Annotated in this window: 18 protein-coding genes and 2 pseudogenes; 10 read left to right on the top strand and 10 right to left on the bottom strand. The window is 72.2% G+C overall.

What is annotated here, in order from left to right; genetic code table 11:
- Window positions 1-67 precede the first annotated feature (67 nt).
- The 3 genes from K9S39_RS20160 to K9S39_RS20170 all read left to right on the top strand — a co-directional run bounded on the left by K9S39_RS20160 (window position 68) and on the right by K9S39_RS20170 (window position 4,021).
- Window positions 68-490 (top strand): hypothetical protein, encoded by a 423-nt coding sequence (locus K9S39_RS20160; RefSeq protein ID WP_248864765.1) that lies wholly within the window; start codon window positions 68-70, stop codon window positions 488-490.
- Window positions 491-763: 273 nt separating this feature from the next.
- Window positions 764-2,374 (top strand): SulP family inorganic anion transporter, encoded by a 1,611-nt coding sequence (locus tag K9S39_RS20165; protein WP_248864766.1) that lies wholly within the window; start codon window positions 764-766, stop codon window positions 2,372-2,374.
- Between the two features lie 204 nt (window positions 2,375-2,578).
- A complete protein-coding gene (locus tag K9S39_RS20170) occupies window positions 2,579-4,021 on the top strand; it encodes a M1 family metallopeptidase (RefSeq protein ID WP_248864767.1) in 1,443 nt (480 codons plus the stop codon).
- Window positions 4,022-4,118: 97 nt separating this feature from the next.
- On the opposite strand, the gene K9S39_RS20175 is transcribed toward K9S39_RS20170, so the two are convergent.
- Together K9S39_RS20175 and K9S39_RS20180 are read right to left on the bottom strand one after the other, a co-directional pair.
- Window positions 4,119-4,649 (bottom strand): hypothetical protein, encoded by a 531-nt coding sequence (locus tag K9S39_RS20175; RefSeq protein WP_248864768.1) that lies wholly within the window; start codon window positions 4,647-4,649, stop codon window positions 4,119-4,121.
- 202 nt (window positions 4,650-4,851) lie between these two features.
- Window positions 4,852-5,151 carry a peptidase gene (locus K9S39_RS20180; protein ID WP_248864769.1) on the bottom strand — a complete coding sequence of 100 codons (300 nt, stop codon included), beginning with the start codon at window positions 5,149-5,151 and terminating at the stop codon, window positions 4,852-4,854.
- A gap of 311 nt (window positions 5,152-5,462) precedes the next feature.
- On the opposite strand from K9S39_RS20180, the gene K9S39_RS20185 reads away from it, so the two are divergent.
- The gene (locus tag K9S39_RS20185; protein WP_248864770.1) at window positions 5,463-8,006 is read left to right on the top strand and encodes a protein kinase domain-containing protein; all 2,544 of its coding nucleotides are present in this window, start codon (window positions 5,463-5,465) and stop codon (window positions 8,004-8,006) included.
- 197 nt (window positions 8,007-8,203) lie between these two features.
- Here the strand turns inward: K9S39_RS20185 and ilvD are convergent, their stop codons facing one another.
- The 4 genes and pseudogenes from ilvD to K9S39_RS20205 all read right to left on the bottom strand — a co-directional run bounded on the left by ilvD (window position 8,204) and on the right by K9S39_RS20205 (window position 12,423).
- Complete coding sequence (gene ilvD / locus K9S39_RS20190) at window positions 8,204-10,054, bottom strand: dihydroxy-acid dehydratase (RefSeq protein WP_248864771.1); 1,851 nt, start codon at window positions 10,052-10,054, stop codon at window positions 8,204-8,206.
- Window positions 10,055-10,266: 212 nt separating this feature from the next.
- Window positions 10,267-10,443 (bottom strand): annotated as a pseudogene (locus tag K9S39_RS20195) (helix-turn-helix domain-containing protein); the annotation flags it as partial.
- A gap of 34 nt (window positions 10,444-10,477) precedes the next feature.
- Window positions 10,478-11,290, bottom strand: a complete 813-nt coding sequence (locus K9S39_RS20200) for a sugar phosphate isomerase/epimerase family protein (RefSeq protein WP_248868868.1) — start codon at window positions 11,288-11,290, stop codon at window positions 10,478-10,480.
- 194 nt (window positions 11,291-11,484) lie between these two features.
- Complete coding sequence (locus K9S39_RS20205; protein WP_248864772.1) at window positions 11,485-12,423, bottom strand: Ppx/GppA phosphatase family protein; 939 nt, start codon at window positions 12,421-12,423, stop codon at window positions 11,485-11,487.
- A gap of 57 nt (window positions 12,424-12,480) precedes the next feature.
- Here K9S39_RS20205 and K9S39_RS20210 point away from each other — a divergent pair, with 57 nt between their 5' ends.
- Window positions 12,481-13,392 (top strand): hypothetical protein, encoded by a 912-nt coding sequence (locus tag K9S39_RS20210; RefSeq protein ID WP_248864773.1) that lies wholly within the window; start codon window positions 12,481-12,483, stop codon window positions 13,390-13,392.
- Between the two features lie 134 nt (window positions 13,393-13,526).
- Here the strand turns inward: K9S39_RS20210 and K9S39_RS20215 are convergent, their stop codons facing one another.
- The gene (locus tag K9S39_RS20215) at window positions 13,527-15,365 is read right to left on the bottom strand and encodes a sigma-70 RNA polymerase sigma factor region 4 domain-containing protein (protein ID WP_248864774.1); all 1,839 of its coding nucleotides are present in this window, start codon (window positions 15,363-15,365) and stop codon (window positions 13,527-13,529) included.
- 251 nt (window positions 15,366-15,616) lie between these two features.
- Between K9S39_RS20215 and radA the strand changes: the two genes are divergently transcribed.
- Window positions 15,617-17,029 carry a DNA repair protein RadA gene (radA, locus tag K9S39_RS20220; RefSeq protein WP_248864775.1) on the top strand — a complete coding sequence of 471 codons (1,413 nt, stop codon included), beginning with the start codon at window positions 15,617-15,619 and terminating at the stop codon, window positions 17,027-17,029.
- 122 nt (window positions 17,030-17,151) lie between these two features.
- Window positions 17,152-18,276, top strand: a complete 1,125-nt coding sequence (gene disA, locus K9S39_RS20225) for a DNA integrity scanning diadenylate cyclase DisA (protein ID WP_248864776.1) — start codon at window positions 17,152-17,154, stop codon at window positions 18,274-18,276.
- 182 nt (window positions 18,277-18,458) lie between these two features.
- Here the strand turns inward: disA and K9S39_RS20230 are convergent.
- From K9S39_RS20230 to K9S39_RS20240, 3 genes and pseudogenes are all read right to left on the bottom strand, one after another.
- Window positions 18,459-19,432 (bottom strand): annotated as a pseudogene (locus K9S39_RS20230) (NAD-dependent epimerase/dehydratase family protein).
- Window positions 19,433-19,794: 362 nt separating this feature from the next.
- Window positions 19,795-20,610: a hypothetical protein gene (locus K9S39_RS20235; RefSeq protein WP_248864777.1), complete on the bottom strand. Its 816-nt coding sequence runs from the start codon at window positions 20,608-20,610 to the stop codon at window positions 19,795-19,797.
- Between the two features lie 398 nt (window positions 20,611-21,008).
- Entirely contained in the window at window positions 21,009-21,755 is a 747-nt protein-coding gene (locus tag K9S39_RS20240; RefSeq protein WP_248864778.1) for a hypothetical protein, read from the bottom strand.
- A 672-nt stretch (window positions 21,756-22,427) separates the two neighbouring features.
- On the opposite strand from K9S39_RS20240, the gene K9S39_RS20245 reads away from it, so the two are divergent.
- The 3 genes from K9S39_RS20245 (at window position 22,428) to K9S39_RS20255 (ending at window position 25,480) form a co-directional block, all read left to right on the top strand.
- Window positions 22,428-23,384 carry an HhH-GPD family protein gene (locus K9S39_RS20245; protein WP_248864779.1) on the top strand — a complete coding sequence of 319 codons (957 nt, stop codon included), beginning with the start codon at window positions 22,428-22,430 and terminating at the stop codon, window positions 23,382-23,384.
- A 481-nt stretch (window positions 23,385-23,865) separates the two neighbouring features.
- The gene (locus K9S39_RS20250) at window positions 23,866-24,471 is read left to right on the top strand and encodes a SigE family RNA polymerase sigma factor (protein WP_406707975.1); all 606 of its coding nucleotides are present in this window, start codon (window positions 23,866-23,868) and stop codon (window positions 24,469-24,471) included.
- A gap of 370 nt (window positions 24,472-24,841) precedes the next feature.
- Window positions 24,842-25,480 carry an LppP/LprE family lipoprotein gene (locus tag K9S39_RS20255; protein WP_248864780.1) on the top strand — a complete coding sequence of 213 codons (639 nt, stop codon included), beginning with the start codon at window positions 24,842-24,844 and terminating at the stop codon, window positions 25,478-25,480.
- The last annotated feature ends 3 nt before the right edge of the window (window positions 25,481-25,483 follow it).

A 25,483-nucleotide genomic window follows, 5' to 3' on the forward strand; every position in this document is an offset into this window, starting at 1 on the left:
TTGCCCTTGACCAGGCCCGCTTGGACACAATGGGGTCGACTGTCCAGCCACGCCGGAGGGGGCGACGATGGCGAAGATCCAGGTCGGCGTCTTCTGCCGGCTTGTGGCCCTCGCCGCGGCCGTCATCCTGGGCCTCCCCACCGTCGTCCATGGCGTACGCGGCGGCTTCTCGGCACTGACACCGTCCGCCTTCGCCGCCGTCGGCACCTCCCCCGCCTGCCACTGGGAGACGGCCCCGGGCCAACGCGTCGGCCACCCCGCCCGCGCGGCCGATGAGCACCACGGCACCGTCCACTGCCGGCCCCGGCACGGCGGGCGGGCGCTGGCCACGGTGTCCGTGCCGGGCCCGCTGTCCACACCGCTGTCAACGTCCGCGCCGGTACCGGAGGTCGGCGGCCTCGCCGTGACCGCTCCGCTGACCGGCCGTCAGGCCGTACCCCTGTCGAGATCAGGCGAACTACCCGTCCATCACAGCGTTTTCCGCTGCTGAGAGCCTCCCCCAGGGCGTTCCCCGACCCTCGCCCATGTCCTGAGGGCATGGCAGCTCATCCCCATTCGACGGATCCAGCCGTCCCTTCCCCTGGCGCCCGCACGGCGCGGCATCGGTAGCAGACGCGGCATCGGCAGCACCTGCCCGCGTCACTTCACGCGGTCCGCGGACGCATGCACCGCTCTGTCCGCATGCGTCGGCGCGTCCGCTCCCGTGTCCGCGTCCGCGTCCGTGTGCGCACCGCCGTATCCGCATACCACTGGAGGCATCATCATGCAGAGATTCCCCGACCTGACCCGTCGTCTCTCCCCCACCCGCCTCTCCGTCCCCTTCCGGCAATCCCTCCCCCACTGGCGCGCCGATGTCACCGCTTCCCTAGTCGTCTTCCTCGTCGCGGTCCCGTTGTGTGTCGGGATCGCCGTCGCGTCCGGGGTGCCGGCCGAGCTCGGGCTCGTCACCGGCATCGTCGGCGGTCTGCTCACCGGGCTGCTCCCGGGCAGCAGTCTGCAGGTCAGCGGGCCGGCGGCCGGGCTGACGGTGCTGGTCTACGAGGCCGTGAAGGAGTACGGGCTCGGCTCGCTGGGCGTGCTGGTGCTCGCCGCCGGGGTGCTGCAGCTGACCATGGGGATGCTGCGGCTCGGGCGGTGGTTCCGGGCCATCTCCGTCGCGGTCGTCCAGGGCATGCTCGCGGGCATCGGACTGCTGCTGATCGCCGGGCAGCTCTACAAGCTCACGGACGCCGAGGCGCCCGGCAGCGGGCTGTCCAACCTGGGCGGGCTGCCGTCCCTGGTGATCGACACCATCGGATCGGACGCGGCGCTGACGGCGTTCGCCGTGGGGGCCGGGACGATCGCGGTCCTGATGCTGTGGCCGCGCTGGAGGCGGGCGGCGCGGGTGCTGCCGGCGCCGCTGGTGGCGGTGGCGCTGGCGACCCTGGCGGTGTTCGTACTGGACCTTCCGGTGGCCCGGGTCGAAGTGCGGGGCCTGCTGGGTGTCGTACAGCCACCGGGCGGTGCGGACTTCGCACGGCTCACGGAGGCGGGGGCCATCGCCGGAGCGCTGGGCACACTCCTCGCCTTCGCCCTCATCGCGTCCGCGGAGTCGCTGTTCAGCGCGGCCGCGGTGGACCGGCTGCACGAGGGGCCGCGTACCGACTACGACAAGGAGCTGATCGCGCAGGGCGCGGGCAACACGGTGTGCGGGGTGCTCGGCGCGCTGCCGATGACCGCGGTGATCGTACGCAGCGCGGCCAATGTGCACGCCGGAGCGCGGACCAAGGCGTCGCGGGTGCTGCACGGCGTCTGGCTGCTGGCCTTCGCGGCGGCGTTCCCGGCCGCGCTGGGTGTGGTGCCGGTCGCGTCGCTGGCCGGTGTGCTGGTGTTCGCGGGCTGGAAGCTGATCCCGCACAAGGAGCTGGTGCCGCTATGGCGGGATCATCGCGGTGAGGCGGTGGTGCTGGTGACGACGGCGGTGGCCATCCTGGCGACCAATATGTTCGAAGGGGTGCTGCTGGGGCTGCTGATGGCCATCGCCAAGTCGGCGTGGGAGACCTCGCACGTCCACCTGGAGATCGTGGGGCTGGAGGAGCCGGAGGGGTGTGGTGCGGCGGACGTGCCGGCCGGCGCCGATCCGGGAAGCCCGGCGAGGGCTGTCGCCCGGCGTCCCGTTCGAGTACGGGCCGTCGGCCATGCGACGTTCCTGCGGCTGCCGAAACTGCTCGACCAGCTGGAGGCACTGCCCCGGAACCGGGAGATCGAGCTGGATCTTTCCGGGCTGCGGCATCTCGACCACGCCTGTGCGGCGGCGCTCGGCAACTGGGCCGAGCAGCGGCGCCGGGCCGGGAAGGAGGCCGGGGCGCCGCAACCGGCACGCAAGGGTGGTTAGCCATCTGGTGCCGGGCACCGGATCACGTCCGCCACCGTCGCGTTGCCGACTTCCGGCCGTTGCTGACGTTCGGCTGTTGCCGCCGTTCGACCGTTGCCGCCTTCCCGGCCGCTCCAGTAGCACCTTCTGACCGGAAGTGACCGGCGATACAGCGGAAATGACCGTAGGGTCGGACATCCTGTGATCGCCGACCCTGGGAGTCCTGTGAACCGCCGGCCCCTCCGCTGTTGCGGTGCGACCGCCGCCCTGTCCGTCGCCCTGCTGCTGTCCTCCTGCACCGGCGGGACCGCAGTCGAGGGGGCGGACGGCGCGGGCGGGGTCGGCGATCCGCTGTTCCCGGCGCTCGGCAACGGCGGCTATCAGGTCACCCACTACGGGCTCACACTCGACTACGACGTTCCGAAGAAGCGGTTGGACGCGACCGCGGAGATCACCGCGAAGGCCGAGAAGGATCTGCGGTCGTTCAAGCTCGACCTCCAGGGGCTGAAGGTGTCCGGCGTCCGGGTCGACGGCGAGGACGCCCCCTTCACCCGTAAGGGGCACAAGCTGACGGTCCGGCCGGCGGCCGGGCTCACGAAGGGCGCCACGTTCCGTACCACCGTGACATACGGCGGCACACCCCAGGAGATGACGGACCCGGACGGCGCCCACGAGGGGTGGGTCAAGACCCGGGACGGCGCGTTCGTGGCCGGTGAGCCCGCCGGGGCGATGACCTGGTTCCCCGGCAACAACCACCCCGGCGACAAAGCCACCTACGACTTCAGGATCACCGTGCCGCGGCGCTACACCGCCGTCGCCAACGGGGAGCTGCGGTCGCAGAAGACCGCCGACGGCAGGACGACATACGCGTGGCACAACGGCGAGCCGATGGCCAGCTACCTCGCCACCGCCACCATCGGAACGTTCGACATCAGCACCTCCCGTATGCGCGACGGGCTGCCGCTGTATGTCGCGGTGGACCCGGCGGTGGCCGAGGAGAGCACGCCCGCGCTCGACCGGCTGCCGGAGATCATCACGTGGGAACGCGGGCTCTTCGGCGCCTACCCGTTCTCCTCCGCGGGCGCGATCGTCGACAACACGCCCGACCGCATCAACTGGGGCGCCCTGGAGAGCCAGACCAAACCGGTATACGCCGGGGCGACGGACACCGAGACGGTGGTGCACGAGACGGCGCACCAGTGGTTCGGCAACTCGGTCACGCCCAAGACCTGGAAGGACACCTGGCTCAACGAGGGCTTCGCGACCTACGCCGAATGGCTGTGGGAGGAGCGCGAGGGCGGCAGGACGCCCCAGCAGCAGTTCGACGCGCTCTTCGCGGATGACGCGGATCATACGGACGATAAGGACGGTGCGGACGGCGAGGACGACGACCGCTGGGCCTTCCCTCCGGGCAATCCGGGCAAGCCGGAGAACGTCACGGGGACACCCGTCTACGAGCGTGGCGCGATGGTGCTCCAGCAGCTGCGCAATGCCGTCGGCGACAAGACGTTCTTCAAGATCCTCAAGGAGTGGCCCGCCACATACCGCCACGCCAACGCCGATTCGCAGGACTTCATCGACTTCTGCCAGGAACGGACGGACGTGGACCTGACGGATCTCTTCGACGACTGGCTGTACGGCGAGGGCAAGCCGGACTGGGAGTACTGAGGACGGGGAACAGCAAGGGACGCGGGGGGACCAGGGCCGGTCCGGTGGGTCGTCAGAGCCGGTCCGGTGGATGAGGGCCTAGCGGATGGGTCAGGGCCTAGCGGCGCTTCTTGCCCTTCGGCTTGGCCTTTCGTGTCGCCGGGTTGCCCGCGCGGGCGCTGCGGCGGCGGGCGTGGCGCTCGCGGGCCGCCTCGTATTCGGCGCGGCGCAGCTTCTCGCCCGGGGCCTCCACGAGGCTGCGGCAGAAGTAGGCGAGCAGGGAGCCGATGAAGCCGATCAGCATCAGGCTCTGCGCGGACCGGTCGGCCGCGCTCTCGGCGGCCGGGTCCGGGCGGCGGACGAAGCCGTCCCAGGTGCGGCGGAAGGCGAGCGCGCTGCAGATCGCGAAGCCCGCGACGACGAGGATGCCGACGAACCCGCCGACGTCGGCAACCTCCAGCCCCTGGAAGGCGAGGCGCAGTACGGCCGCGCCGGCCGCGGCCAGGACCAGCGAACCGACCGCGACGCCGGTCCGGCGCAGGCCGTAGCCGCCGTCGTGGTGGACCCAGGTGGTACCGAAGAACCGGATCTCCTCCGGCACGGGGCCGCCCCGCTCCGCGCCGCCGGGCGTCGTCTGCTCGTCGCTCATGGAGTCGATTATCCCTGGGGCGGGGATGCCCGGCGGCGTGGGTGGGCGGGTTGTGGGGCCGCTCCTGCCCGCACCTCAGGTCTTGCAGCGCTCGCCCTTGCTGCGTATCAGCTCCGGCAGCGCTTGTCTCTGCCGCGTATCAGCTCCCGCAACGCTTACCTCTGCTGCATCTCAGCTCCCGCAGCGCTTGTCGCGCCCCGCGTCAGCTCGTGCAAGGCGGCGCGACCCGCCCGTCGCTGCCCGTCCACACATAGGCGTCCGAGACATACTGCCCGGGGGCGATGTTGTCCCAGATGTCCGAGGTGCCGTACGGGCCGCTGACCCGCTGGCCGCGCCGCTGGCATCGGATCTGGACGTGCGCGCCCTCTGCCAGCTGCCGGACGATCGGGGTGTCGGTGCCGGGCCCCTGGCGGACGTTGACCTGGTATCCGGGCGCGATCGGGAAGGTGCGGCGGTGGCCGGCGGCCTGGACGGTGGCCGACTGTTCGTCCTGGGTGGTCATTTCGTGTTCCCCCGTTGAATCCTGCGGTGAAATCGTCTGGTGACACTGTGTGTTGCGGCCTGCGTGTTGTGACGTCGCGTGTGGTGGCACGCGTGTCGCGATGCTGCGTTTGTGGTACTACGCGGTGAACCGTGAGGAACCGTGCCGTGGAAAGCACGGTCCCGACACGGCCCCGTACGGGCGTTGCCATAGTGCAACCCGCACGCTAGCAAGCCTCATTCATCTCGTACGCGCCATCGACTAGGCTCCGCGCGTCGCACCTGCGACCGAACGGCACAGGAAATCACAGGGAATGACACGGGGGTGCATCCATGCCGTCGCTGCGCGATCCCGGGGCCGGCCCGGAAGCGGAGCGTCCGGACTACGCTGGGCAATATCGCCTTGAGACGCGTCTGGGCTCCGGTGGTATGGGCGTGGTCCATCTGGCGCGTTCGTCCTCGGGCCTGCTGCTCGCGGTCAAGGTCATTCACGCCGAATTCGCCCAGGACCCGGAATTCCGGGGACGGTTCAGGCAGGAAGTGGCGGCCGCGCGACGGGTCAGCGGGACCTTTACCGCACCGGTCGTGGACGCCGATCCGGATGCCGAGCGACCCTGGATGGCCACCCTCCACATCGCCGGCCCGCCCCTTTCCGAGCATGTGAAGCGGAATGGTCCGCTGCCCCCGGCCGAGGTGCGGCGGCTGGCCTCCGGTCTGGCGGAGGCGCTGCGTGACATCCACCGGGCCGGGGTCGTGCACCGCGATCTCAAGCCGGGAAATGTGCTGCTGGCCACCGACGGCCCGAAAGTCATCGATTTCGGCATTTCGCGGCCGAACGACAGCGAAATGCGTACCGAGACCGGCAAGTTGATCGGCACCCCGCCTTTCATGGCGCCCGAGCAGTTCCAGCGGCCGCGCGAGGTGGGACCGGCGGCGGATGTCTTCGCGCTGGGCTCGGTGCTGGTGCACGCCGCCACCGGAAGCGGGCCGTTCGACTCGGAGAGCCCCTACCTCGTCGCCTATCAGGTGGTACACGACGACGCGGATCTGGCCGGTGTGCCGGAGGAGTTGGCGCCGCTGATCGAGAGCTGCCTGGCGAAGCATCCGGAGGACCGGCCGACACCGGACGCCCTGATGAAGCTGCTGCAGACGGATGTGCCGACAGCGGCGCAGCACCCGTTGCCGCAGGTGCTGCAGCAGTGGCCGGGAGCGGACGGCGTCGATGCGCCGGGAAGCGGGGAAAGCGGTGGGGAGGACGGTGCGGGGGCCGTCTCCGGTGCGGGGGACGGCTCCGGTTCGGGGGACGGCTCCGGTCCCGGTTCCCGTCCCAGCCCCGTGTCCGGCACGCGGATACCGGGCCAGCGGCGGCCGGTAGGCCCCGAGTCCACGCCCATACGCACCCAGCCCACGCCCATACGCACCCAGCCCACGCCCATACGCGCCGAGCCCACGCCGGTACGTGCCGAGCCCGCCCCTTCGCGGGCCGGGGCCACCCATGTCCGTGTCGTGACACCCCGGTCGGCGGGACCCGACACCCCCGCGCCCCCGGCTTCCGGCCCACGTCGCCGTCCCCGTCGCCCCCGCCGCCGGCCCGTCTGGGCCGCCGTGGCGCTGGTCCTCTCCGGGGCCGGGGCTTTCGTGGGCGTCCGGGCGCTGTCTTCCGGGGAGGCGGAAGGGGATCCGGCGCTGCAGACCCGTCCGTCGCGCGCCGCCGCAGGCGACTTCCGCCCATGGCGGACCACTCTCCTTGAGCGCCCCGATGGCCATGCCGCCGAGATGCCGTTCTGCACGACGGGCGACGGCACCCACACGGGCGGCACCACCGGAACGCCCACCGGCAACACCAAGACGTCCCGTACCGACGCCCCCTCAACTCGCTCCGCCCTCTTCTGCGTTCAGTCCGGTATACGGGCCGCCCGCGTAGACCCCGATACCGGCCGGGTGGTGTGGCGCCGTCCGGCCGGCCCGGCCACGAAGTCCGCCGCGCCGCCCACCGCCCCGGTGCTCTCCGGCGGGCTGTTGTACGTCTTCTCCCCCGACGGCAAGCGGTTGGAGGCGCTCGACCCGTCCATCGGCGGGAAGGGCGCCACCCGTTGGACCAAGGACCTCTCCGGGTACGAGGGCGGGGCCACGATCGTCGGCGACCGCGTCCTCCTGGCATCCGGCGACGGTACGGTCACCGCGCTCGACAGCGCCACCCACCAGCAGCGGTGGCGCAAGCGCTACCCCCAGCACAAGCGCGCGTCCTTCAAGTCGTACGGCGACGCCCGCACCGCGTATGCCGTCGGCGGCTCGGTCGACGGCCCCGACACACCGGTCACCGCCATCGATCCCAAGGACGGCGAGGTCCGCTGGACGCGGCGGCTGCCCGGCTCGCTCACCCTGGCCGGCACCGGCACCTCCGGCGCGCTCTATTTCACCGTCGCCGACCCGATGTCCAGCTTCACCACCACCGCCGTCCTCCGCTACGACCCGGACACCGGGCGCACCCGGCGCATCCCGCCGGCCACACCGCTGGACGGCGTCCTGGCCGTGGTGCGCGAGGAGACGGTCTATCTGCTGGCGGAGGGCGGCGGGCTGCACGCCGTCGGGGAGCGGAAGTGGGATCTGGAGACGTCGGTCAGCCGGGCCTCGGCGCCGGTGGTGGCCGGCGACCGGCTGTATGTCACCGCGGCGGACGGGCGGCTGCTGGCCGTCGACACCCGGTCCGGCACGCTGCTCGGGCAGACCCGGGCCCGGCTGGCCGCCGACCGGCACAACGGCTTCCTGGAGACGCTGCCCGCCCCGCTGGTGGACGGGCCCCGGGGACGGATCTACGCTGCGGCGCCGGACGGCACGGTGTTCGTGGCGGAGACGAAGGACCCCGCCCACTGGTGACGGCCGGCCCGCTCGTCATCGTGACAGCGGCAGGCGCAGGCTTCGCGCCAGACGCCCGGGACCACGGTGCTCTCGGGCTCCGGCATGCCCTCGTCGCACGACGTGTGGAAGCGGATATGACACGCCGGCGAAATGTACGGAGTCGGCACGTAGGGCCGTAACGGGCCCGGGGAGCTGCCCCGCACCTGACGCCAGGCTCAGCCCAGCCCGCTCACATCCCGCACCGCACCCTTGTCCGCGCTGGTCGCCATCGCCGCGTACGCCCGCAGCGCCGCCGACACCTTGCGTTCGCGCGACTTGGGCGCGTACGCCCCGCCCAGCGCATCCCGCCGGGCCGCCAACTCCTCCTCGTCCACGAGGAGTTCGATCGAACGGTTCGGGATGTCGATACGGATCCGGTCGCCGTCCTCGACGAGGGCGATGGTGCCGCCGGACGCCGCCTCGGGCGAGGCGTGGCCGATGGACAGGCCGGACGTACCACCGGAGAAGCGGCCGTCGGTGACCAGCGCGCATGCCTTGCCCAGGCCGCGGCCCTTGAGGAACGACGTCGGGTAGAGCATTTCCTGCATGCCGGGCCCGCCCTTGGGGCCCTCGTAGCGGATGACGACGACGTCGCCCTCCTTGACCTGCTTGGACAGGATCTTGTCGACGGCTTCATCCTGCGATTCGCAGACGACGGCCGGGCCCTCGAACGTCCAGATGGACTCGTCGACGCCCGCGGTCTTCACGACGCAGCCGTCCTCGGCGATATTGCCCTTGAGGACCGCCAGACCGCCGTCCTTGGAGTAGGCGTGCTCGACGGAGCGGATGCAGCCGCCCTCGGCGTCCACGTCCAGGGACTCCCAGCGCTCGGACTGGGAGAAGGCGGTCGCCGAGCGCTTGCAGCCGGGGGCGGCGTGCCACAGCTCGACGGACTCGGCGGACGGCGAACCCCCGCGCACGTCCCAGGTCTTGAGCCACTCGTCGAGCGACGCGGAGTGGACGGTGTGGACGTCCTCGTTGAGCAGGCCGCCCCGGTAGAGCTCGCCGAGGATGGCGGGGATGCCGCCGGCGCGGTGCACGTCCTCCATGTAGTACGTGCCGCCGGGGGCCACGTTCGGGGCGACCTTGGCCAGGCAGGGGACGCGGCGCGAGACGGCGTCGATGTCCGTGAGGTCGTAGTCGAGCGCGGCCTCCTGGGCGGCGGCGAGCAGATGCAGGATCGTGTTGGTGGAGCCACCCATGGCGATGTCCAGCGCCATGGCGTTCTCGAAGGCGGCGCGGGTGGCGATGTTGCGCGGCAGGACCGACTCGTCGCCGTCCTCGTAGTAGCGCTTGGTGATCTCCACGACCGTGCGCCCGGCGTTCTCGTACAGCGCGCGGCGGGCGGTGTGGGTGGCGAGCACCGAGCCGTTGCCCGGGAGGGAGAGGCCGATGGCCTCGGTGAGGCAGTTCATCGAGTTGGCGGTGAACATGCCGGAGCAGGAGCCGCAGGTGGGGCAGGCGTTCTCCTCGATGCGCAGGACGTCCTCGTCGGAGACCTGGTCGTTGACGGAGTCGACGATGGCGTTGATCAGGTCGAGCTTGCGGACGGTGCCGTCCACCAGCGTGGCCTGGCCGGCCTCCATCGGGCCGCCGGAGACGAAGACGACCGGGATGTTGAGGCGCATCGCGGCCATCAGCATGCCGGGGGTGATCTTGTCGCAGTTGGAGATGCAGATCAGCGCGTCCGCGCAGTGCGCCTCGACCATGTACTCGACGGAGTCGGCGATCAGGTCGCGGGACGGGAGCGAGTACAGCATGCCGCCGTGGCCCATGGCGATGCCGTCGTCGACGGCGATGGTGTTGAACTCGCGCGGGATCGCGCCCGCGGCCCGGATCGCGTCGGAGACGATCCGGCCGACCGGCGCGAGGTGGGTGTGTCCGGGCACGAACTCGGTGAAGGAGTTCGCCACCGCGATGACCGGCTTGCCGATGTCCTCGCTCGCCACGCCCGAGGCCCGCATAAGGGCGCGGGCGCCCGCCATGTTGCGGCCATGGGTAACGGTGCGGGACCTCAGCTCGGGCACGATGGTCACTCCCTCGGGATGAATAGCGGCTGCAGCCGAGATTACGCGCTTGATCCAAGATCTGGACGGTGACTCCGGTATGTGAGATGGCTGACCGGAGTGCGGACACCGTCGTGGACGGTCGGCCGCCGTGGCCCGTCGGCTCCCATGAACGGCCGACTCCTATTCTATGGACGACGGGCCGGGGTCCGGCCCGCTTACGGCTGGGTCAGATGCACCAGCGCCGGGTCCACCCCGGCCGCCTTGGCGATCCCGCGTACCGACGTCTTGTCGTAGCCGCGCTCGGCGAACTCCGTACGGGCCGCGGCCAGGATCCGCTCCCGGGCGCCGGGACCACCCTCGGCCTCGGCGCGGGCGGGGCGGCCGCGGCGGCGCGGGGGGGGACGGATTCCCCGGGCCGGTTGACGGAATCTCCGGGCCGGCTCACGACCCCGGCACCCAGGTCGGCGAGGCCAGATGCAGCCGGGTGAAGGCCAGCGCCTCGGCGAGGTCGGCCTCCCGTTCGGCGGCGGACATCGCCCGGCGGGTATTGACCTCGACGACGACATGGCCCGCGAAACCGCTCGCGGCCAGGCGTTCCAGCAGGTCGGCGCAGGGCTGGCGGCCGCGGCCGGGCACCAGGTGCTCGTCCTTGGCGGAGCCGTTGCCGTCGGCGAGATGGACGTGCGCCAGCCGGTCGCCCATCCGCGTCACCATCTCCAGCGCGTCATTGCGTGCCGTGGCGGTGTGCGACAGATCGACGGTGAAGTGGCGGTAGTCGTCGTTGGTCGGGTCCCAGTCCGGGGCGTACGCCAGCATCTCGCGGTCCCGGTAGCGCCACGGATACATGTTCTCCACGGCGAACTTCACATCCGTCTCGTGTTCCATCCGCCACACACCGCGGACGAACTCCCGCGCGTAGCTGCGCTGCCACCGGAACGGCGGGTGCACCACGACCGTCGACGCGCCCAGCTTCTCCGCGGCGTTCCGCGCGCGCTGCAGCTTGACCCAGGGGTCCGTGGACCACACCCGCTGCGTGATCAGCAGACAGGGCGCGTGCACCGCCAGCACCGGCACACCGTGGTAGTCCGAGAGCCGGCGCAGCGCCTCGATGTCCTGGCTGACCGGATCGGTCCACACCATGACCTCGACGCCGTCGTAGCCCAGCCGCGCGGCGATCTCGAAGGCCGTCGCCGTCGACTCCGGATACACCGAGGCCGTGGACAGGGCGACCTTCGCATCCGGGATGCGCACCACTGGCTCTGTCACGAGGGACAGCGTACGGGCCGGAACTGGGCGCGGGGCAGGAGGTCCGGACGGGCACGCTCCGCGATGTGACGCTCCTTACACTCGTGCCACCGGCGCCATCCGTGATGTCCGCCCGCACCCGCCGCGCGCCGCCTGCGCCGCCGCGCCACCCGTACCGCCTACAGCGCGCCCCCTACGGCGCCCTACGCGGTCGGCGTCGGCAGATGGTCCAGCCGCCGCAGGATGACACCCTCGCGCAGCGCCCACGGGCAGATCTCCAGCGTCTCGACCCCGAACAGGTCCATCGCCGCCTCCGCCACCAGCGCCCCGGCGAGCAGCTGCAGCGCGCGTCCCTCGGACACGCCGGGCAGCGCGGCGCGCTCCTCCGCCGTCATCCCGGCGAGCCGCGGCACCCACTCCTCCAGCTTCTTGCGGGTCAGCTCCCGCTGGACGTACAGCCCCTCGGCGGAGCGCGCCGCGCCCGCGATCCGGGCCAGCTGCTTGAAGGTCTTGGAGGTCCCGACGACCTGATCGGGCGTCCCGTAGCGGGAGAATTCGCTGACCACCCGGGCGATCTCGGCCCGTACGCGGCGGCGCAGCGCCCGTACGTCGTCGCTCCCGGGCGGATCACCCGGCAGATCGCTGCTGGTCAGCCGGCCGGCGCCGAGCGGCAGCGAGACCGCCGCGTCGGGCTCCTCGTCGAGGCCGTAGGCGATCTCCAGGGAGCCGCCGCCGATGTCCAGGACCAGCAGCCGGCCCGCGGACCAGCCCAGCCAGCGCCGGGCGGCGAGAAAGGTCAGCCGTGCCTCGTCCTCGCCGGACAGCACCCGCAGCTCCACCCCGGTCTCCCGGGCGATCTTGCGCAGCATCTCCTCGCCGTTGGTGGCCTCGCGGATCGCGGAGGTGGCGAACGGCAGCACTTCCTCCACGCCCTTGTCCTCGGCCACCTGCACCGCTTCGTGGAGCGTGGCCTCCAGCCGCTCCACGCCGGCGCCGTTTATGGCGCCGTCCTCGTCGAGCAGCTGGGCGAGGCGCAGATCGGCCTTGTGCGAATAGGCGGGCAGTGGGCGTGCGCCGGGGTGTGCGTCCACCACCAGGAGATGGACGGTATTCGAACCCACATCGAGGACACCGAGTCTCATACGGGGAAACCTACTGCCGCGGCAGGGAACTCTTGTCAGCCGCCTTACGCTGGAGTGGTGGCAAAGACGAAAAAGGCGAAGCAGGAAAAAGCCCTGAAGAAGGAAGAAAAGCGGCGCGCGCGAGCGGCACAGGCAGCGCAGCCCACGCACGGGGCCCAGGCCGACGAGGTCGGCCTCGACTTCGCCCGCGCCTGGGTCACCTTCCCCGACCCGGCCGACGACGAGCAGGTCTTCCGCTGCGATCTGACCTGGCTGACGTCCCGGTGGACGTGCATCTTCGGCAGCGGCTGCCAGGGCATCCAGGCCGGCCGCGCGGACGACGGCTGCTGCACACTCGGCGCGCACTTCTCCGACGAGGACGACGAGAAGCGGGTTGCCGCGCATGTGGCACGTCTCACGCCCGAACTGTGGCAGTTCCACGACGTCGGCACGGAGACCGGCTGGATCCAGGAGGACGAGGACGGCGAGCGGCAGACCCGCCGATGGCAGGGCTCGTGCATCTTCCAGAACCGTCCCGGCTTCGCGGGCGGCGCCGGCTGCTCGCTGCACATCCTCGCACTGCGCGAGGGCCGCGAACCACTGGAGACCAAACCCGACGTCTGCTGGCAACTGCCGGTCCGGCGCACCTTCGAGTGGATCGAGCGGCCCGACGACACCCGTGTGCTGCAGGTGACGATCGGCGAGTACGACCGGCGCGGCTGGGGGCCGGGCGGCCATGATCTGCACTGGTGGTGCACCTCGGCGACCTCGGCGCACGGCGCGGGTGAACCGGTGTATGTCTCGTACCGGCCCGAACTCACCGAGTTGATGGGCGAGAAGGCGTACGCCAGGCTCGTCGAGCTGTGCGAGGAGCGGCTGTCGGCGACGCTGCCGATGGCGCCGCATCCCGCGGACCCGCGTCCGGCGGTTGCCACGTCCGGCGGACCCACTGCCGGCGGAGCCTCGGAAGTAGCCGAGCCTCGGAAGTAGCGGAGCCTCGGAAGTAGCGGAGCCTCGGAAGTAGACGTGTGCCCGCTCGGCATGGCCGTCGGACACCTCTGTAACGGCGTCACAGTCGGCCGCGTCTCTGTACCGCCCGTACCGCCCCTCGCCACCCGTCCCGTTCAGCGAGCGGGACGGGTGGTGTGCGACGGCCGCGGTGCGGGACCGGTGCCGGTGGGAGCCGGGCTCGCGGTGGGGGTGGGCGTCGCGCTCGGCTGTGTGGGCGTGGGGCTGGGCGTGTGGTGGGTCGGCGTCGGCCTGGGGTGGCCGGACGTCGGCTTCGGGTCCGCCGGCTTCGGGGGTTCCGGGGGCTTGGGCTTCGGGTGCGTGGGTGACGGGTGGGACGGGCCGGGGTCGGTGGCGCCGTGGCCTTCCAGCGTGACGGCGGCGGTCCCCGGATCGATGCCGATACGGGCCCGCCAGTGGCCCTCGGGCTCCCGGTCGTGGTCGATCAGGACCACAATCGTCGTGGACTCCCGCGGCCGCAGCGTGCCCGCCGTCCGGCTCATCTGCACCCACGGCGCGGCCGCCGACGCCGTCCAGCGCACCGGAGCCCCGCCGGACGCGCCGATCGTGATCACCGTCGAGTCGCCGCTCGGCTGCGCGGTGACGGTCAGCCGCCCCGGCCCCGGTCGCTCCCGGCCCGGCTCGCCGGGCCGCTGCCGGGTGCCGTCCGCGCTGATCACCTCCACCGACACATCGGGCGACTCGGCACCGGCCGCGAAGCTCGGATCGGCGGACGTCCGGGCGTTGCCGGCATTCTTGTACGGACGGCCGTCCAGCCGCCCGCTGTCCGACTCGTTGGCGGTCACCGCGGGGGCGTCCATCTCGCCAGTCGTGGGGGCGTTGCGGTACGCCGCCCACACCGCCAGCACCGGCGCCGCCAGCACCGTCGCGACGACCGTGGTGGTCAGCGCCCGGCTGCGCAGCCTGCGCCGGCGGGCGGCCCGGTCCGTGGGGCCCACGGGGAAGCCGCCGCGGTCGTAGCGAGGCGAACCGTTTGGCCCGCCGGAGCGGCCGCCCCTGGCCACGGTCACCGCGCCGGGCACCCCCTCCGCCCGCCCCGACCGCGACCGCCGAGCCGCCTCCAACGCCCGCGTCACAGCCGCGCGCTCCGCGCTGACCAGCGGCAACGTGCCCTGGGCCGCGGGCGCGGTGCCCGGCCACGGCCCGGCGGCGGTGGCCCGCTCGGCCGTCCGCCGGCACTCGGCGCACTCGTCGACATGGCGCACCAGCTCACGGCGGAGCGCCACCCCCAGCAGCATCTGGCCGTCCCCCGCCAGCCGCGCCACATCGGGACACCGGCCGCTGTCGACGACGGCCAGCGCGGCCCGGGTCCGCTCGACCTCGCAGGACGCGGCGGCCAGCAGCGCACGGGTGGCGACCGGCTCCGCGCCGAGCACGGCGGCGACCTCATGGGCCGGCAGGCGATGGCGTACCGACAGCTCCAGCGCCTCACGCTGCTCCGGGGTCGTCCCGGCGGCCTCCGGCCAGGCCAGCGCGGCGAGTTCGTGCTGCCGCCGCGCGTCGGTGTCCGCCTCGTCGTCCGGGCCGGCGGACCTGGGGGCGGCCGAGGACGTCTGGGGGGCCTCGGCGAGCCGGCGCAGACAGGCCCAGCGGGCCAGTGCGTAGAGCCACGGGCGGTAGAGGGCCGGGTCGGAGGGCCGCCGGGCGTGCTGCCGCTCGGCGAGCGCAAGGGTCTCGCCGAGCACCACGGTCGCCGCGTCGTGCTCGCACAGGACGGACAGACAGTAGGTGAACAGCCCGTCCAGACAGGGCTCGTAGGGTGCCTGGCGGTCCGCGCCGGGCGGTCCGCCGTCGCCGACGGACCGGTCCGACAGGTCGCGCAGGTCGGACCGGTCGGGCCGCTCGGAGGACCGCGGCCGGCTCCGGCCCGGAGCGCCGCTGCGCGACCGGTGTGCGCCGGTGGTGTGCCTGGGGTGCTCTGGCCTGCTGCTCATCACCCGGCGACGGTAGGCGGATGATGCAGCCGCACTCCCTCCCCTTCGGCACTTTTAACCCATACGGGTGACCTTCTCCCTCAAAAGGGGACACGAATCGCCTTTTCCGCGTCCGACGCGCTCGGGTTACGTCACCCGGTTGGCGCAACGATCGCGCGCGGCGCGGGTTCCGCGACGGCGGATTCCGCGAGCGCCTCCGCTCCTTGAGAGGTCGGCGGAGCACTGTCGGACCCCGCCGATACGGTGACCACATGGCATCCCGAAAAACCTCGGCCAAGGAGCGTCCCTCCTACCGCTGCACCGAATGCGGCTGGACCACCGCGAAGTGGCTCGGCCGCTGCCCCGAGTGCCAGGCGTGGGGCACGGTCGAGGAGTTCGGCGGCGCCCCCGCGGTGCGGACGACCGCCCCCGGCCGGGTCACCACCGCCGCGCTGCCCATCGGCCAGGTCGACGGCAGACAGGCCACCGCCCGCTCCACGGGCGTGCCCGAGCTCGACCGCGTCCTCGGCGGCGGGCTGGTCCCCGGCGCGGTCGCGCTGCTGGCCGGCGAGCCCGGCGTCGGCAAATCCACCCTCCTCCTGGACGTCGCCGCCAAGGCCGCCTCCGGCAACCACCGCACGCTCTACGTCACCGGCGAGGAGTCCGCGAGCCAGGTCCGGCTGCGCGCCGACCGCATCGGCGCCCTCGACGACCACCTCTACCTGGCCGCCGAAACCGACCTCTCCGCCGTCCTGGGCCACCTCGACACCGTCAAGCCGTCCCTCCTCGTCCTCGACTCCGTCCAGACCGTCGCCTCCCCGGAGATCGACGGCGCGCCCGGCGGCATGGCCCAGGTCCGCGAGGTGGCCGGCGCACTGATCCGCGCCTCCAAGGAACGCGCCATGTCCACCCTCCTGGTCGGCCATGTCACCAAGGACGGCGCGATCGCCGGCCCCCGCCTCCTGGAACACCTCGTCGACGTCGTCCTGCACTTCGAAGGCGACCGGCACGCCCGCCTCCGCCTGGTCCGCGGCGTCAAGAACCGCTACGGCACCACCGACGAGGTCGGCTGCTTCGAGCTGCACGACGAGGGCATCACCGGCCTCGCCGACCCCTCCGGCCTCTTCCTGACCCGCCGCGCCGAGCCGGTGCCCGGCACCTGTCTGACCGTGACCCTGGAAGGCCGCCGCCCCCTGGTCGCCGAGGTCCAGGCGCTGACCGTCGACTCCCAGATCCCCTCCCCCCGGCGCACCACTTCCGGCCTGGAGACCTCCCGGGTCTCGATGATGCTCGCCGTCCTGGAGCAGCGCGGCCGGATCAGCGCCCTGGGAAAACGCGACATCTACAGCGCGACGGTCGGCGGCGTGAAGCTCTCCGAACCCGCCGCCGACCTCGCCGTGGCCCTCGCCCTGGCCAGCGCGGCCAGCGACACCCCCCTCCCCAAGAATCTGGTCGCCATCGGCGAAGTCGGGCTCGCGGGCGAGGTCAGACGGGTCACCGGCGTCCAGCGCAGGCTCTCCGAAGCGGCCCGGCTCGGCTTCACCCACGCCCTCGTCCCCTCCGATCCGGGCAGGATCCCCGACGGGATGCGGGTGCTGGAGGTGGCCGATGTCGGCCAGGCGCTGAGCGTCCTTCCCAAGCGCGTGCGGCGGGAGGCCCCACGGGAAGAGGAGCAGCGCCGGTAGACTTTGCCCTGGTCTCGCCCGTCATCGCAGTCCTGCCGTCGGCCACGTACGCTCCTCTGGTACGTCACCCCGGCAGGTGCCGGGCGGCCGTGGACCGACAGACCGTGCGACGGAGGAGTGCAGTGGCAGCCAACGACCGGGCATCGTCTCCCGGCAGGTCGGGTGGAAGCTCCGGCACCGACAGCCTGATGCGCGCCTCACTGAGCGCCGTTGCGCCCGGCACCGCGCTGCGCGACGGCCTGGAGCGCATCCTCCGCGGCAACACCGGCGGGCTGATAGTGCTGGGCTTCGACAAAACCGTCGAGTCCATGTGCACCGGCGGCTTCGTACTGGACGTGGAGTTCACCGCGACCCGTCTGCGCGAGCTGTGCAAACTCGACGGCGCCCTCGTCCTCGACAAGGACATCACCAAGATCCTCCGGGCCGGAGTGCAGCTCGTCCCGGACGCCTCCATCCCGACGGAGGAGACCGGCACCCGCCACCGCACCGCCCAGCGCGTCTCGATCCAGGCGGGTTTCCCGGTCGTCTCCGTCAGCCAGTCCATGCGCCTGATCGCCCTCTACGTCGACGGCGAACGCCGCGTCCTGGAGGAGTCGGCCGCGATCCTCTCGCGCGCCAACCAGGCCCTCGCCACCCTGGAGCGCTACAAACTCCGCCTCGACGAGGTCGCCGGCACCCTCTCCGCCCTGGAGATCGAGGATCTGGTGACCGTCCGCGATGTCACCGCCGTCGCCCAGCGGCTGGAAATGGTCCGCCGGATCGCCACGGAAATCGCCGAGTACGTCGTCGAGCTGGGCACGGACGGCCGGCTGCTCACCCTCCAGCTCGACGAGCTGATCGCCGGCGTCGAGCCCGAGCGCGAACTGGTCGTCCGCGACTACGTCCCCGAGCCGACCGCCAAGCGCTCCCGCACGGTCGCCGAGGCGCTCTCCGAACTGGACGCGCTCAGCCACACCGAACTGCTCGAACTCCCCATCGTGGCCCGCGCTCTGGGCTACAGCGGCGCCCCCGAAACACTGGACTCCGCGGTCTCCCCGCGCGGCTTCCGCCTGCTGGCGAAGGTCCCCCGGCTGCCCGGCACGGTCATCGACCGCCTCGTCGACCACTTCGGCGGCCTGCAGAAGCTGCTCGCGGCGAGCGTGGACGACCTCCAGACGGTCGACGGCGTCGGCGAGGCCCGCGCCCGCTCGGTACGCGAGGGCCTGTCCCGCCTGGCGGAGTCGTCGATCCTGGAGCGGTACGTCTAGCCCTGTGGGCCTCTCGCCGGTCTGAGCACGCCCGGGCTTCACCGGGTGCCCTCAGCGCGTCCGGCCCGATACGCATGCCCCCTCACCAGCCACGGATCCCCGTACGAGTTACGGCTCCCCGTACGAGTTACGGCTCCCCGTACGAGTTACGGCTCCCCGTACGAGCCGTGGCCGCCGCCACTTCACCCGCGCAGCGCCCGCGCCTCCTTCTCCGCTGAGAGGCCGTGCGCGGGCCGGTCGGGCCGCTGCGGCGCGGCCCCACCGACGGCCTGGAGCCAGGCCCAGGTGTCCGCCACGATTTCGCCGACGGGACGGCATTCCAGCCCGGCGGCAAGGGCCTTGGACACATCGCCGCCGTGGATCGCGTCGTAGAGCTCGCCCGGCGCCAGCCAGATGGGCAGCTCCGTCCATGGCTCGATACCGGCGGCGAGCACGTCTTCCGGCGCGGCCCAGCGCAGTTCGGCGTCCGAGCCGGTGGCCCTCACACAGCTCTCCAGCAGCTCGACCATCGTGGTGTGCCCCGGCGCACTGACCACGTTGTACGCGCCGCCCAGGCCCGCCCGTACCGCCTCCAGCGCCCATGCGGCGAGGTCGCGGGCGTCGATGTACTGCAGGGCCAGCTCCCGCGGGCCGGGGGCGAGGACGGGGCCGCCGCGGGCGATCCGGGCCAGCCACCACGGCAGCCGCCCGAGGTTCTCGTAGGGCCCGAGGATCAGTCCCGCCCGCAGCAGCAGCGCCCGGTCCCCGAACACCTCGGTCGCGGCCAGCTCGCCGCCCCGCTTGGCGCGCGCGTAGTCGTCGGCGTCCGTGGCGTCCGGGGAGCCGGTCACCAGCGGGCCCTCCTCATCCAGCCCAGGCGCCGCCGGAAACGCGTACACCGACCGGCTGGAGACATACACATACGTCCCGACCCGCCCGGCCAGCAGCCGCGCCGCGTCCCGTACGGCCGACGGCGCGCCGGTCCAGGTGTCGACGACGACGTCCCACTCGCCCCGCTCCAGGGCCGCGAGCCCGCCCCGTCCCCACGGTCGCCCCGCAGGTCCGTCGCACCTTCCGGCGCGGCGTGGTGCCCGCGGTGGAACACCGTCACCTGCCAACCCCGCGCCAGCGCGGCCTCCGTGACCACCCGCCCCACGAACTCCGTACCACCCAGCATCAGTAGCCTCATGACGCGACTGTGCCCCCAGGCCCACCAACCGGGCCAGCCAACACGCTCTCAGCGTAATGAGCACAGAGCGGGGTTCCGGGGTGGGCGGGTGCGCCGGGACGGGCGAGGCACCGCCGACGAGCGGACAGGTGACGACGCCTCCGGGCGGTTGACGGGATCCGGGCGGATCCGGTCCGGCCCACGTCCGGTGGGCCGAGACCCGGTCCGGCCGACACCCGGTGGGCCGACACCCGGTGGGTAGTCAGGGGCTGAAACCAGCCACTCAGCCCACGGCAAGCACGAAGCAGGCGCTCACCCTTGGCGAGGACTCTGCCGGCAGGGACAGTGCACGGGACGGTGCACGTACGTGCTCACCCTTTGGCGAGCACGAAGTACGTGTGGACCGGGGACAGTCCCGGCACCTCGGCCTCGATGCGGTACTTGCCGGCCGGGACCGCGGCCGCGCTCGGCGTCGCGCACTGAGGGGCGCTCGCCCGGCGGTCCCACTCGATGGTGCGCTTCACGGAGTCCTTGGCCGGAACCTGCAGCAGCGCGGAGCCGGTACCCGACGGGCAGTCGTCGGAGGCCCACACCCGGTCGTCATCCGCGGTGTCGTCGGTGATGGTGAGCACCGTGGCCTTCCGGCCAAGGTCCACCTTGCAGGCGGAACCCGCCGTGTTCTTCACGATCAGCTCGAACTTCGGCTTCTCGTCCGGCCGGTAGGAGTCCTTGACGCTGCGCAACGTCAACTTTCCTGTCCCGGATGTGCAGTTGGGGAGCGGCGAGCCGGCCGGTACCACGTCACTACCCGGGCCCTCGCCGATCGGCAGGCTCCCGCCGGAGCCGGAACCGTCGCCGGCGCCACCCGATCCGGCGCCGCCGCCCGAAGCCCCCGCTCCCCCGCCGGAGTCCGAGCCCGATTCACCGCCGCCGCCCGAAGTGTCACGCCCGCCTGGCTTTTGACTGATCGCCGGCCCGGTACCGGAGGGGCCGGGCGTGATCGACGCCGCAGGCCCGGAGCCCTTGGCACCCTTGCCCTCATTGGCCGTCTTCCCGGTGTTTCCGCCCAAGTTGAGCGCCCACACGACCAGGAGGATGAGCAGTGCGACGATGGCCAGCGCAACGGCCCTCCGCCGCCAGTAGATGGAGGAGGGAAGCGGCCCGATCGGATTGCGCAGTGATCCCACGCGGAAACTCTACGAGAGATCCGAAGCCGCACCGGCCACTACCCGCCGCACAAAGCTGCAACTTTTCCCATCATCAGCCCGGAGACGCACCCCCGACCGCTTTCCCCCACCCCCCTCACACCCCCTCCACACCCCCGCCAAGCCCCCCTCCCCGCCACCACCACAACACCCACCCCTCACATCACCACCGCCACATCCAAAAACCCGGATCACTCCCGCCACACCCAAACACCCACATCACCATCGCCACACCAAACACCCACATCACCATCGCCACACCAGACACCTGCATCACCACCGTCACACCCAACCCTCACGTCACTACTGCCACACCCGCCCCTCTCGTCTCTACCGCCGCCACATCCCCTTCCACGGGCCTGAGCTCATCGGGCCTGAGCTCATCGCCGCCACTCCTCCTTGTGCCCGAAGCCCTGGCCGTTGTCGATCAGCCGCAGCCAGTCGGGACGCAGCTCCCACAGCGTGGTCCGCTCCAAGGCCGCGCGGAGTTGCTCACTGGCCTCGACGAAGGGGAAGCGCTCGGTGTAGACCCGCCAGCCGGCCGCTCGCTCGGCGCCGGACAGCGGGCGGCAGCCGCCCCGCCCCTGCAGGCCGGTCAGCCCGCTCCACTCCTGGCCGTCCTTCTGTGCCGTGAACGCCACCCGCGCGCCGGGCTCCGCGAGGGCCCGGCCGTGCCGCGTCGTGGTCGCGCTGACGAAGTACAGCGCGGGCCCGGCGCCGACAACCGCAGGCCCGGCACCCACGGCCCCGCCCTGCCGCACCGCCTCCGCGGCATTCTCTCCAGCACTCGCAGCCGCACCTGCCCCCGCAGCGCCCTCTGTCACCTCTGCCGCGGTCACCTCTGCCGCGTACAGCACCGCGCACGCCTGCGGTCCGTCCTCGTCCGCGTACGCCAGCGTCATCGTCGTATGCGCGGCCAGCGCCCGGAGGATCCCCTCCGGGCAGGCCGTGCCGCCCGCCCTCGCCTCGTCGCCCGCCCCCGCCGCGCCGTTCGCGCCTCCGGCCCCGACACTCGCGTCGTCCGGCGCACCGCTGGCACCTACCCGCGCGCCGTGCGCGCCTTCCGCTGCGCCGCTCGTGCCTTCCCTCGCGCCGCGCGCACCGCCCCTACGGCTCGTCTCCGCCATGTCTGACCGCTCGTCTCCGCCATGTTCGCTGTCTCGCCCGCCTCGCCCGCCGCCTTCACTTGTTACGGCAACGATTACGGAGCGTAATTCGTTCCCTCGGATCGTAATCGCCGGGTGAGTCTGTGGATAAGGGTGAGGCGGAGGCGGCGGTCTGTGGATAACTTCAGCGGACGGGTCAGTGGTCGGGGCAGTCGGGCAGGAGGTCCGGGCAATGGGCAGGGCAGGGTGCGGCAGTCGCAGGGGCCGGGCAGTGGGCAGGACAGGGTGCGGCAGTCGTGACGTGAGGGTTGGGTGTGACGGTCGCGGCAGCGGTGGTCGGGTGCGTCGCAGCGGTGGTCGGGGTGCGTCGGTGAATGAGCGGGTGATCAGTGGTCGGGTCGGTCCGCCGGTGGGCGGACGGTGGACGTTGGCCGGGCAGAGGGAAGGCCGGACGGGCTCAAGGACCCTCGGTACGGGCTCGGGGATCCTCGGCCACGGGCTCGGGGATCCTCGGCGCGTTCGCGTTGTGCCGTCGGCCGGTCGCGCGCGCCCGGCGGTAAACCGTTGCCCGTCGTACCGGCGGTAAGCCCCCACCCGTGCGTGTCCGGCCGTGCTGCGTGCGGGTGGGCGCGCGGCGGGGCGGGCCCGGTGCGTTACGCGGGTGCCGGTCGGCGTGCCAGGATCGGTGGTGCCATGACTTCGACTCCTGCCACCACCACCGCCCCGTCCGCCGCCACCGAGACCGTTTCCGTCGTTCCGGCCGCGGAGACCGCCGATGGGACCGGCCTGCACGGCCCGGTCACCGACTGGTTCGCCGAGCATGCCCGCGATCTTCCCTGGCGCCGCCCCGAGGCGGGTGCCTGGGGCGTGATGGTCAGCGAGTTCATGCTGCAGCAGACGCCGGTCAGCAGAGTGCTGCCGGTGTATGAGCAGTGGCTGGCCCGCTGGCCGCGCCCCGCCGACCTGGCCGCCGAGGCGCCGGGCGAGGCGGTCCGCGCCTGGGGCCGGCTCGGCTACCCGCGGCGCGCGCTGCGCCTGCACGCCGCCGCGTCCGCCATACAAGAGCGGCACGGCGGCGATGTACCGCGCGAGCACGCCCAGTTGTTGGCGCTCCCCGGCGTCGGTGAGTACACGGCCGCCGCCGTCGCATCCTTTGCGTACGGGCAGCGGCATGCGGTGCTGGACACCAATGTGCGCCGCGTGTTCGCGCGCGCCGTCGTCGGCCGTCAGTACCCGCCGAACGCCACCACCGCCGCCGAACGCAAGCTCGCCCGCGCGCTGCTGCCCCGGGACGAGACGCTCGCGGCGCGCTGGGCGGCGGCCACGATGGAGCTGGGCGCGCTGGTGTGCACGGCGCGCGGCCCCGAGTGTGTGCGCTGCCCGATCGCCACACAGTGCGCGTGGCGCCTGGCCGGTTGTCCGGCGCACGAGGGCCCGGCGCGCCGTACCCAGACGTACGCCGGCACCGACCGTCAGGTGCGCGGCAAGCTGCTCGCCGTCCTGCGGGAGGCCGCGTCGCCGGTGCCGCAGGTCGTGCTGGACGCGGTCTGGGACGAGCCCGTGCAGCGGGCCCGTGCGCTGGACGGGCTGGTAGCGGACGGTCTCGTCGAGCCGCTCAGCGGTGGCCGATACCGCCTGCCGCAGACGTAGGCCGCCCTGCTGTCGGCAGGGGACGAGGCAACCCCTTCCGCCTGCCGCAGACGTCACGCCCGTTGCCGCGAGCTGCGGTGATGTAGCGGTGATGGCGACAGTCGCGGCGGTGAGGTGGATGGTGTGCTGCGTTCGCAAGCAGTTGTGGCGCGGCGGCCCCCGCGAGCCTCGGTGGCGTCCGGTCCGGCACGTCCGTCCGTAACACCGACTCGTCACAAACGCCCGCCCGACCGGCCGAAAAGCGCCCCCGAACAGGCTCGATCGCTGCCCACCCGAGCCGGACGCGGCCACCCGATCGCTCATAGGTCTTCCGGCGGGGGTACCCGTCCGCCCGGAGTATGACCCGCCAGGGCCCTCCGTCCGTCCGAGGTATGACCCCTGGAGCGCTGTTACACAACCGAGGGATTTCCGTGCATTCGCTGTGGGGCCGACGCACATTACGTCGCAACACCCCCTCCGTAGCGTCTCCCCCGTGCTGGAGATGACTGCCAGCGCAGTCAACGTGGGGAACGCAAAGCGGATCGGAGGCGTCGAGATGGCGACCAGCGGCGGCAAGGTACTGGACTTCGAAGAGTACGTACGTACGCGGCAGGAGGCTCTGCTGCGCAGTGCCCGGCGTCTGGTGCCCGACCCGGTCGACGCCCAGGACCTGCTCCAGACGGCCCTGGTCCGCACCTACGGCCGCTGGGACGGCATAGCGGACAAGTCGCTGGCGGACGCCTACCTCCGCCGCGTCATGATCAACACTCGGACGGAGTGGTGGCGGGCGCGCAAGCTGGAGGAGGTGCCCACCGAGCAGCTCCCGGACGCGAGTGTGGACGACGGCACCGAGCAGCGGGCCGACCGTGCCCTGCTGATGGACATCCTCGGGGTGCTGGCTCCGAAGCAGCGCAGCGTCGTGGTACTGCGGCACTGGGAGCAGATGAGCACCGAGGAGACCGCCGCGGCGCTCGGTATGTCCACCGGAACGGTCAAGAGCACGCTGCACCGCGCGCTGGCCCGGCTGCGTCAGGAGCTGGAGAACCGCGACATCGACGCGCGGATCCTGGAGCGTGGCGAGCAGGAGCGGGAGCGGTGCGCGGCCTGACCGGCACCGGCGGCCCACGGAACCCGGGGATGGCCGGTCCGGCGGCCGGACCGGCCGGCAGGTCGGCAGATACGTCAGCGGCCAGGTCGGCGCCACGCACGCCGACAGACGAGTCGGCGCGTACGCCGGCAGCCCGACCGGCACGCACATCGGTACACGCATCGGCGGGCACGGCCGTGCTGCGCCATAGTGGTGTGATCAGGACAGCGGGTGTCTCGGCACGGCGGTCGGCGCCTGCCTCAGGGTCCACGACACGGCGCACAGGGTTACGCGCCACAACCACCCCAGGAACAGCGGCGGGAGCAGCGGCTGTGCGAGCGGCACGGTGAGCGGGAGCGGATTGTCCAGGAACAGGTTGACCAGGAGCGGGTTGACCAAAGGCGGCGCGGCCACGGCGGGGGTGGCCGCCGTCGGTCTTTTGCTGGCCGGATGCAATCCGGGGAGCGACGGGGTGCGCACCGAGGGGGCGGCGAGCAGCACTCCGGGGCCCCATGGGTCGCTGAGTGCCGCGCCCGGGCCGACGCCGTCGGCCGGCTATCGCAAGGTCGACGCGGTGGCGCTGCTGAAGGCGGACCCGAAGGTCGGCGGCTATGTGAAGAAGTCGCTGGCCAAGCCGTGTGCGGCCGACGCGTATCCGGTGGAGGTGACGTATGCGTCGCTGACCGGCGCCAAGTCTCCCGATGTGATCGTGAACGTGATCACCTGTGCGGACTCCGTGGGTATCGGCTCGTACGTCTACCGTAGGGACAAGGGCGCGCCGGGCGGCTACGAGAATGTGTTCGCCGATGAGCAGCCGTCGGTCAACGCCGGGGTCGACAAGGACGAGCTGGAGGTCTCCACGCACACCTACAAGACGGGTGACAAGGTGTGCTGCCCATCCGGTGAGGATGTGACGACCTACCGTTGGGCGGACGGGCGTTTCGTCGAGTACGCCCATCGTCATACCGATTACAGCAAGACCACCGTCGACGGCGCGGCGCCGGAGGACGGCACGGGATCGGAGGATTGAGAC

The sequence above is a fragment of the Streptomyces halobius genome, assembly GCF_023277745.1.
GTDB classification, from domain to species: domain Bacteria; phylum Actinomycetota; class Actinomycetes; order Streptomycetales; family Streptomycetaceae; genus Streptomyces; species Streptomyces halobius.

What these genes read in the sequence shown, in the direction of transcription:
- K9S39_RS20160 (WP_248864765.1), top strand. Translation starts at nt 68, where the DNA reads ATGGCGAAGATCCAGGTCGGCGTCTTCTGCCGGCTTGTGGCCCTCGCC.
- K9S39_RS20165 (WP_248864766.1), top strand. Translation starts at nt 764, where the DNA reads ATGCAGAGATTCCCCGACCTGACCCGTCGTCTCTCCCCCACCCGCCTC.
- K9S39_RS20175 (WP_248864768.1), bottom strand. Translation starts at nt 4,649, where the DNA reads ATGAGCGACGAGCAGACGACGCCCGGCGGCGCGGAGCGGGGCGGCCCC.
- K9S39_RS20180 (WP_248864769.1), bottom strand. Translation starts at nt 5,151, where the DNA reads ATGACCACCCAGGACGAACAGTCGGCCACCGTCCAGGCCGCCGGCCAC.
- K9S39_RS20185 (WP_248864770.1), top strand. Translation starts at nt 5,463, where the DNA reads ATGCCGTCGCTGCGCGATCCCGGGGCCGGCCCGGAAGCGGAGCGTCCG.
- K9S39_RS20205 (WP_248864772.1), bottom strand. Translation starts at nt 12,423, where the DNA reads ATGAGACTCGGTGTCCTCGATGTGGGTTCGAATACCGTCCATCTCCTG.
- K9S39_RS20215 (WP_248864774.1), bottom strand. Translation starts at nt 15,365, where the DNA reads ATGAGCAGCAGGCCAGAGCACCCCAGGCACACCACCGGCGCACACCGG.
- radA (WP_248864775.1), top strand. Translation starts at nt 15,617, where the DNA reads ATGGCATCCCGAAAAACCTCGGCCAAGGAGCGTCCCTCCTACCGCTGC.
- K9S39_RS20240 (WP_248864778.1), bottom strand. Translation starts at nt 21,755, where the DNA reads ATGGCGGAGACGAGCCGTAGGGGCGGTGCGCGCGGCGCGAGGGAAGGC.
- K9S39_RS20245 (WP_248864779.1), top strand. Translation starts at nt 22,428, where the DNA reads ATGACTTCGACTCCTGCCACCACCACCGCCCCGTCCGCCGCCACCGAG.
- K9S39_RS20250 (WP_406707975.1), top strand. Translation starts at nt 23,866, where the DNA reads ATGACTGCCAGCGCAGTCAACGTGGGGAACGCAAAGCGGATCGGAGGC.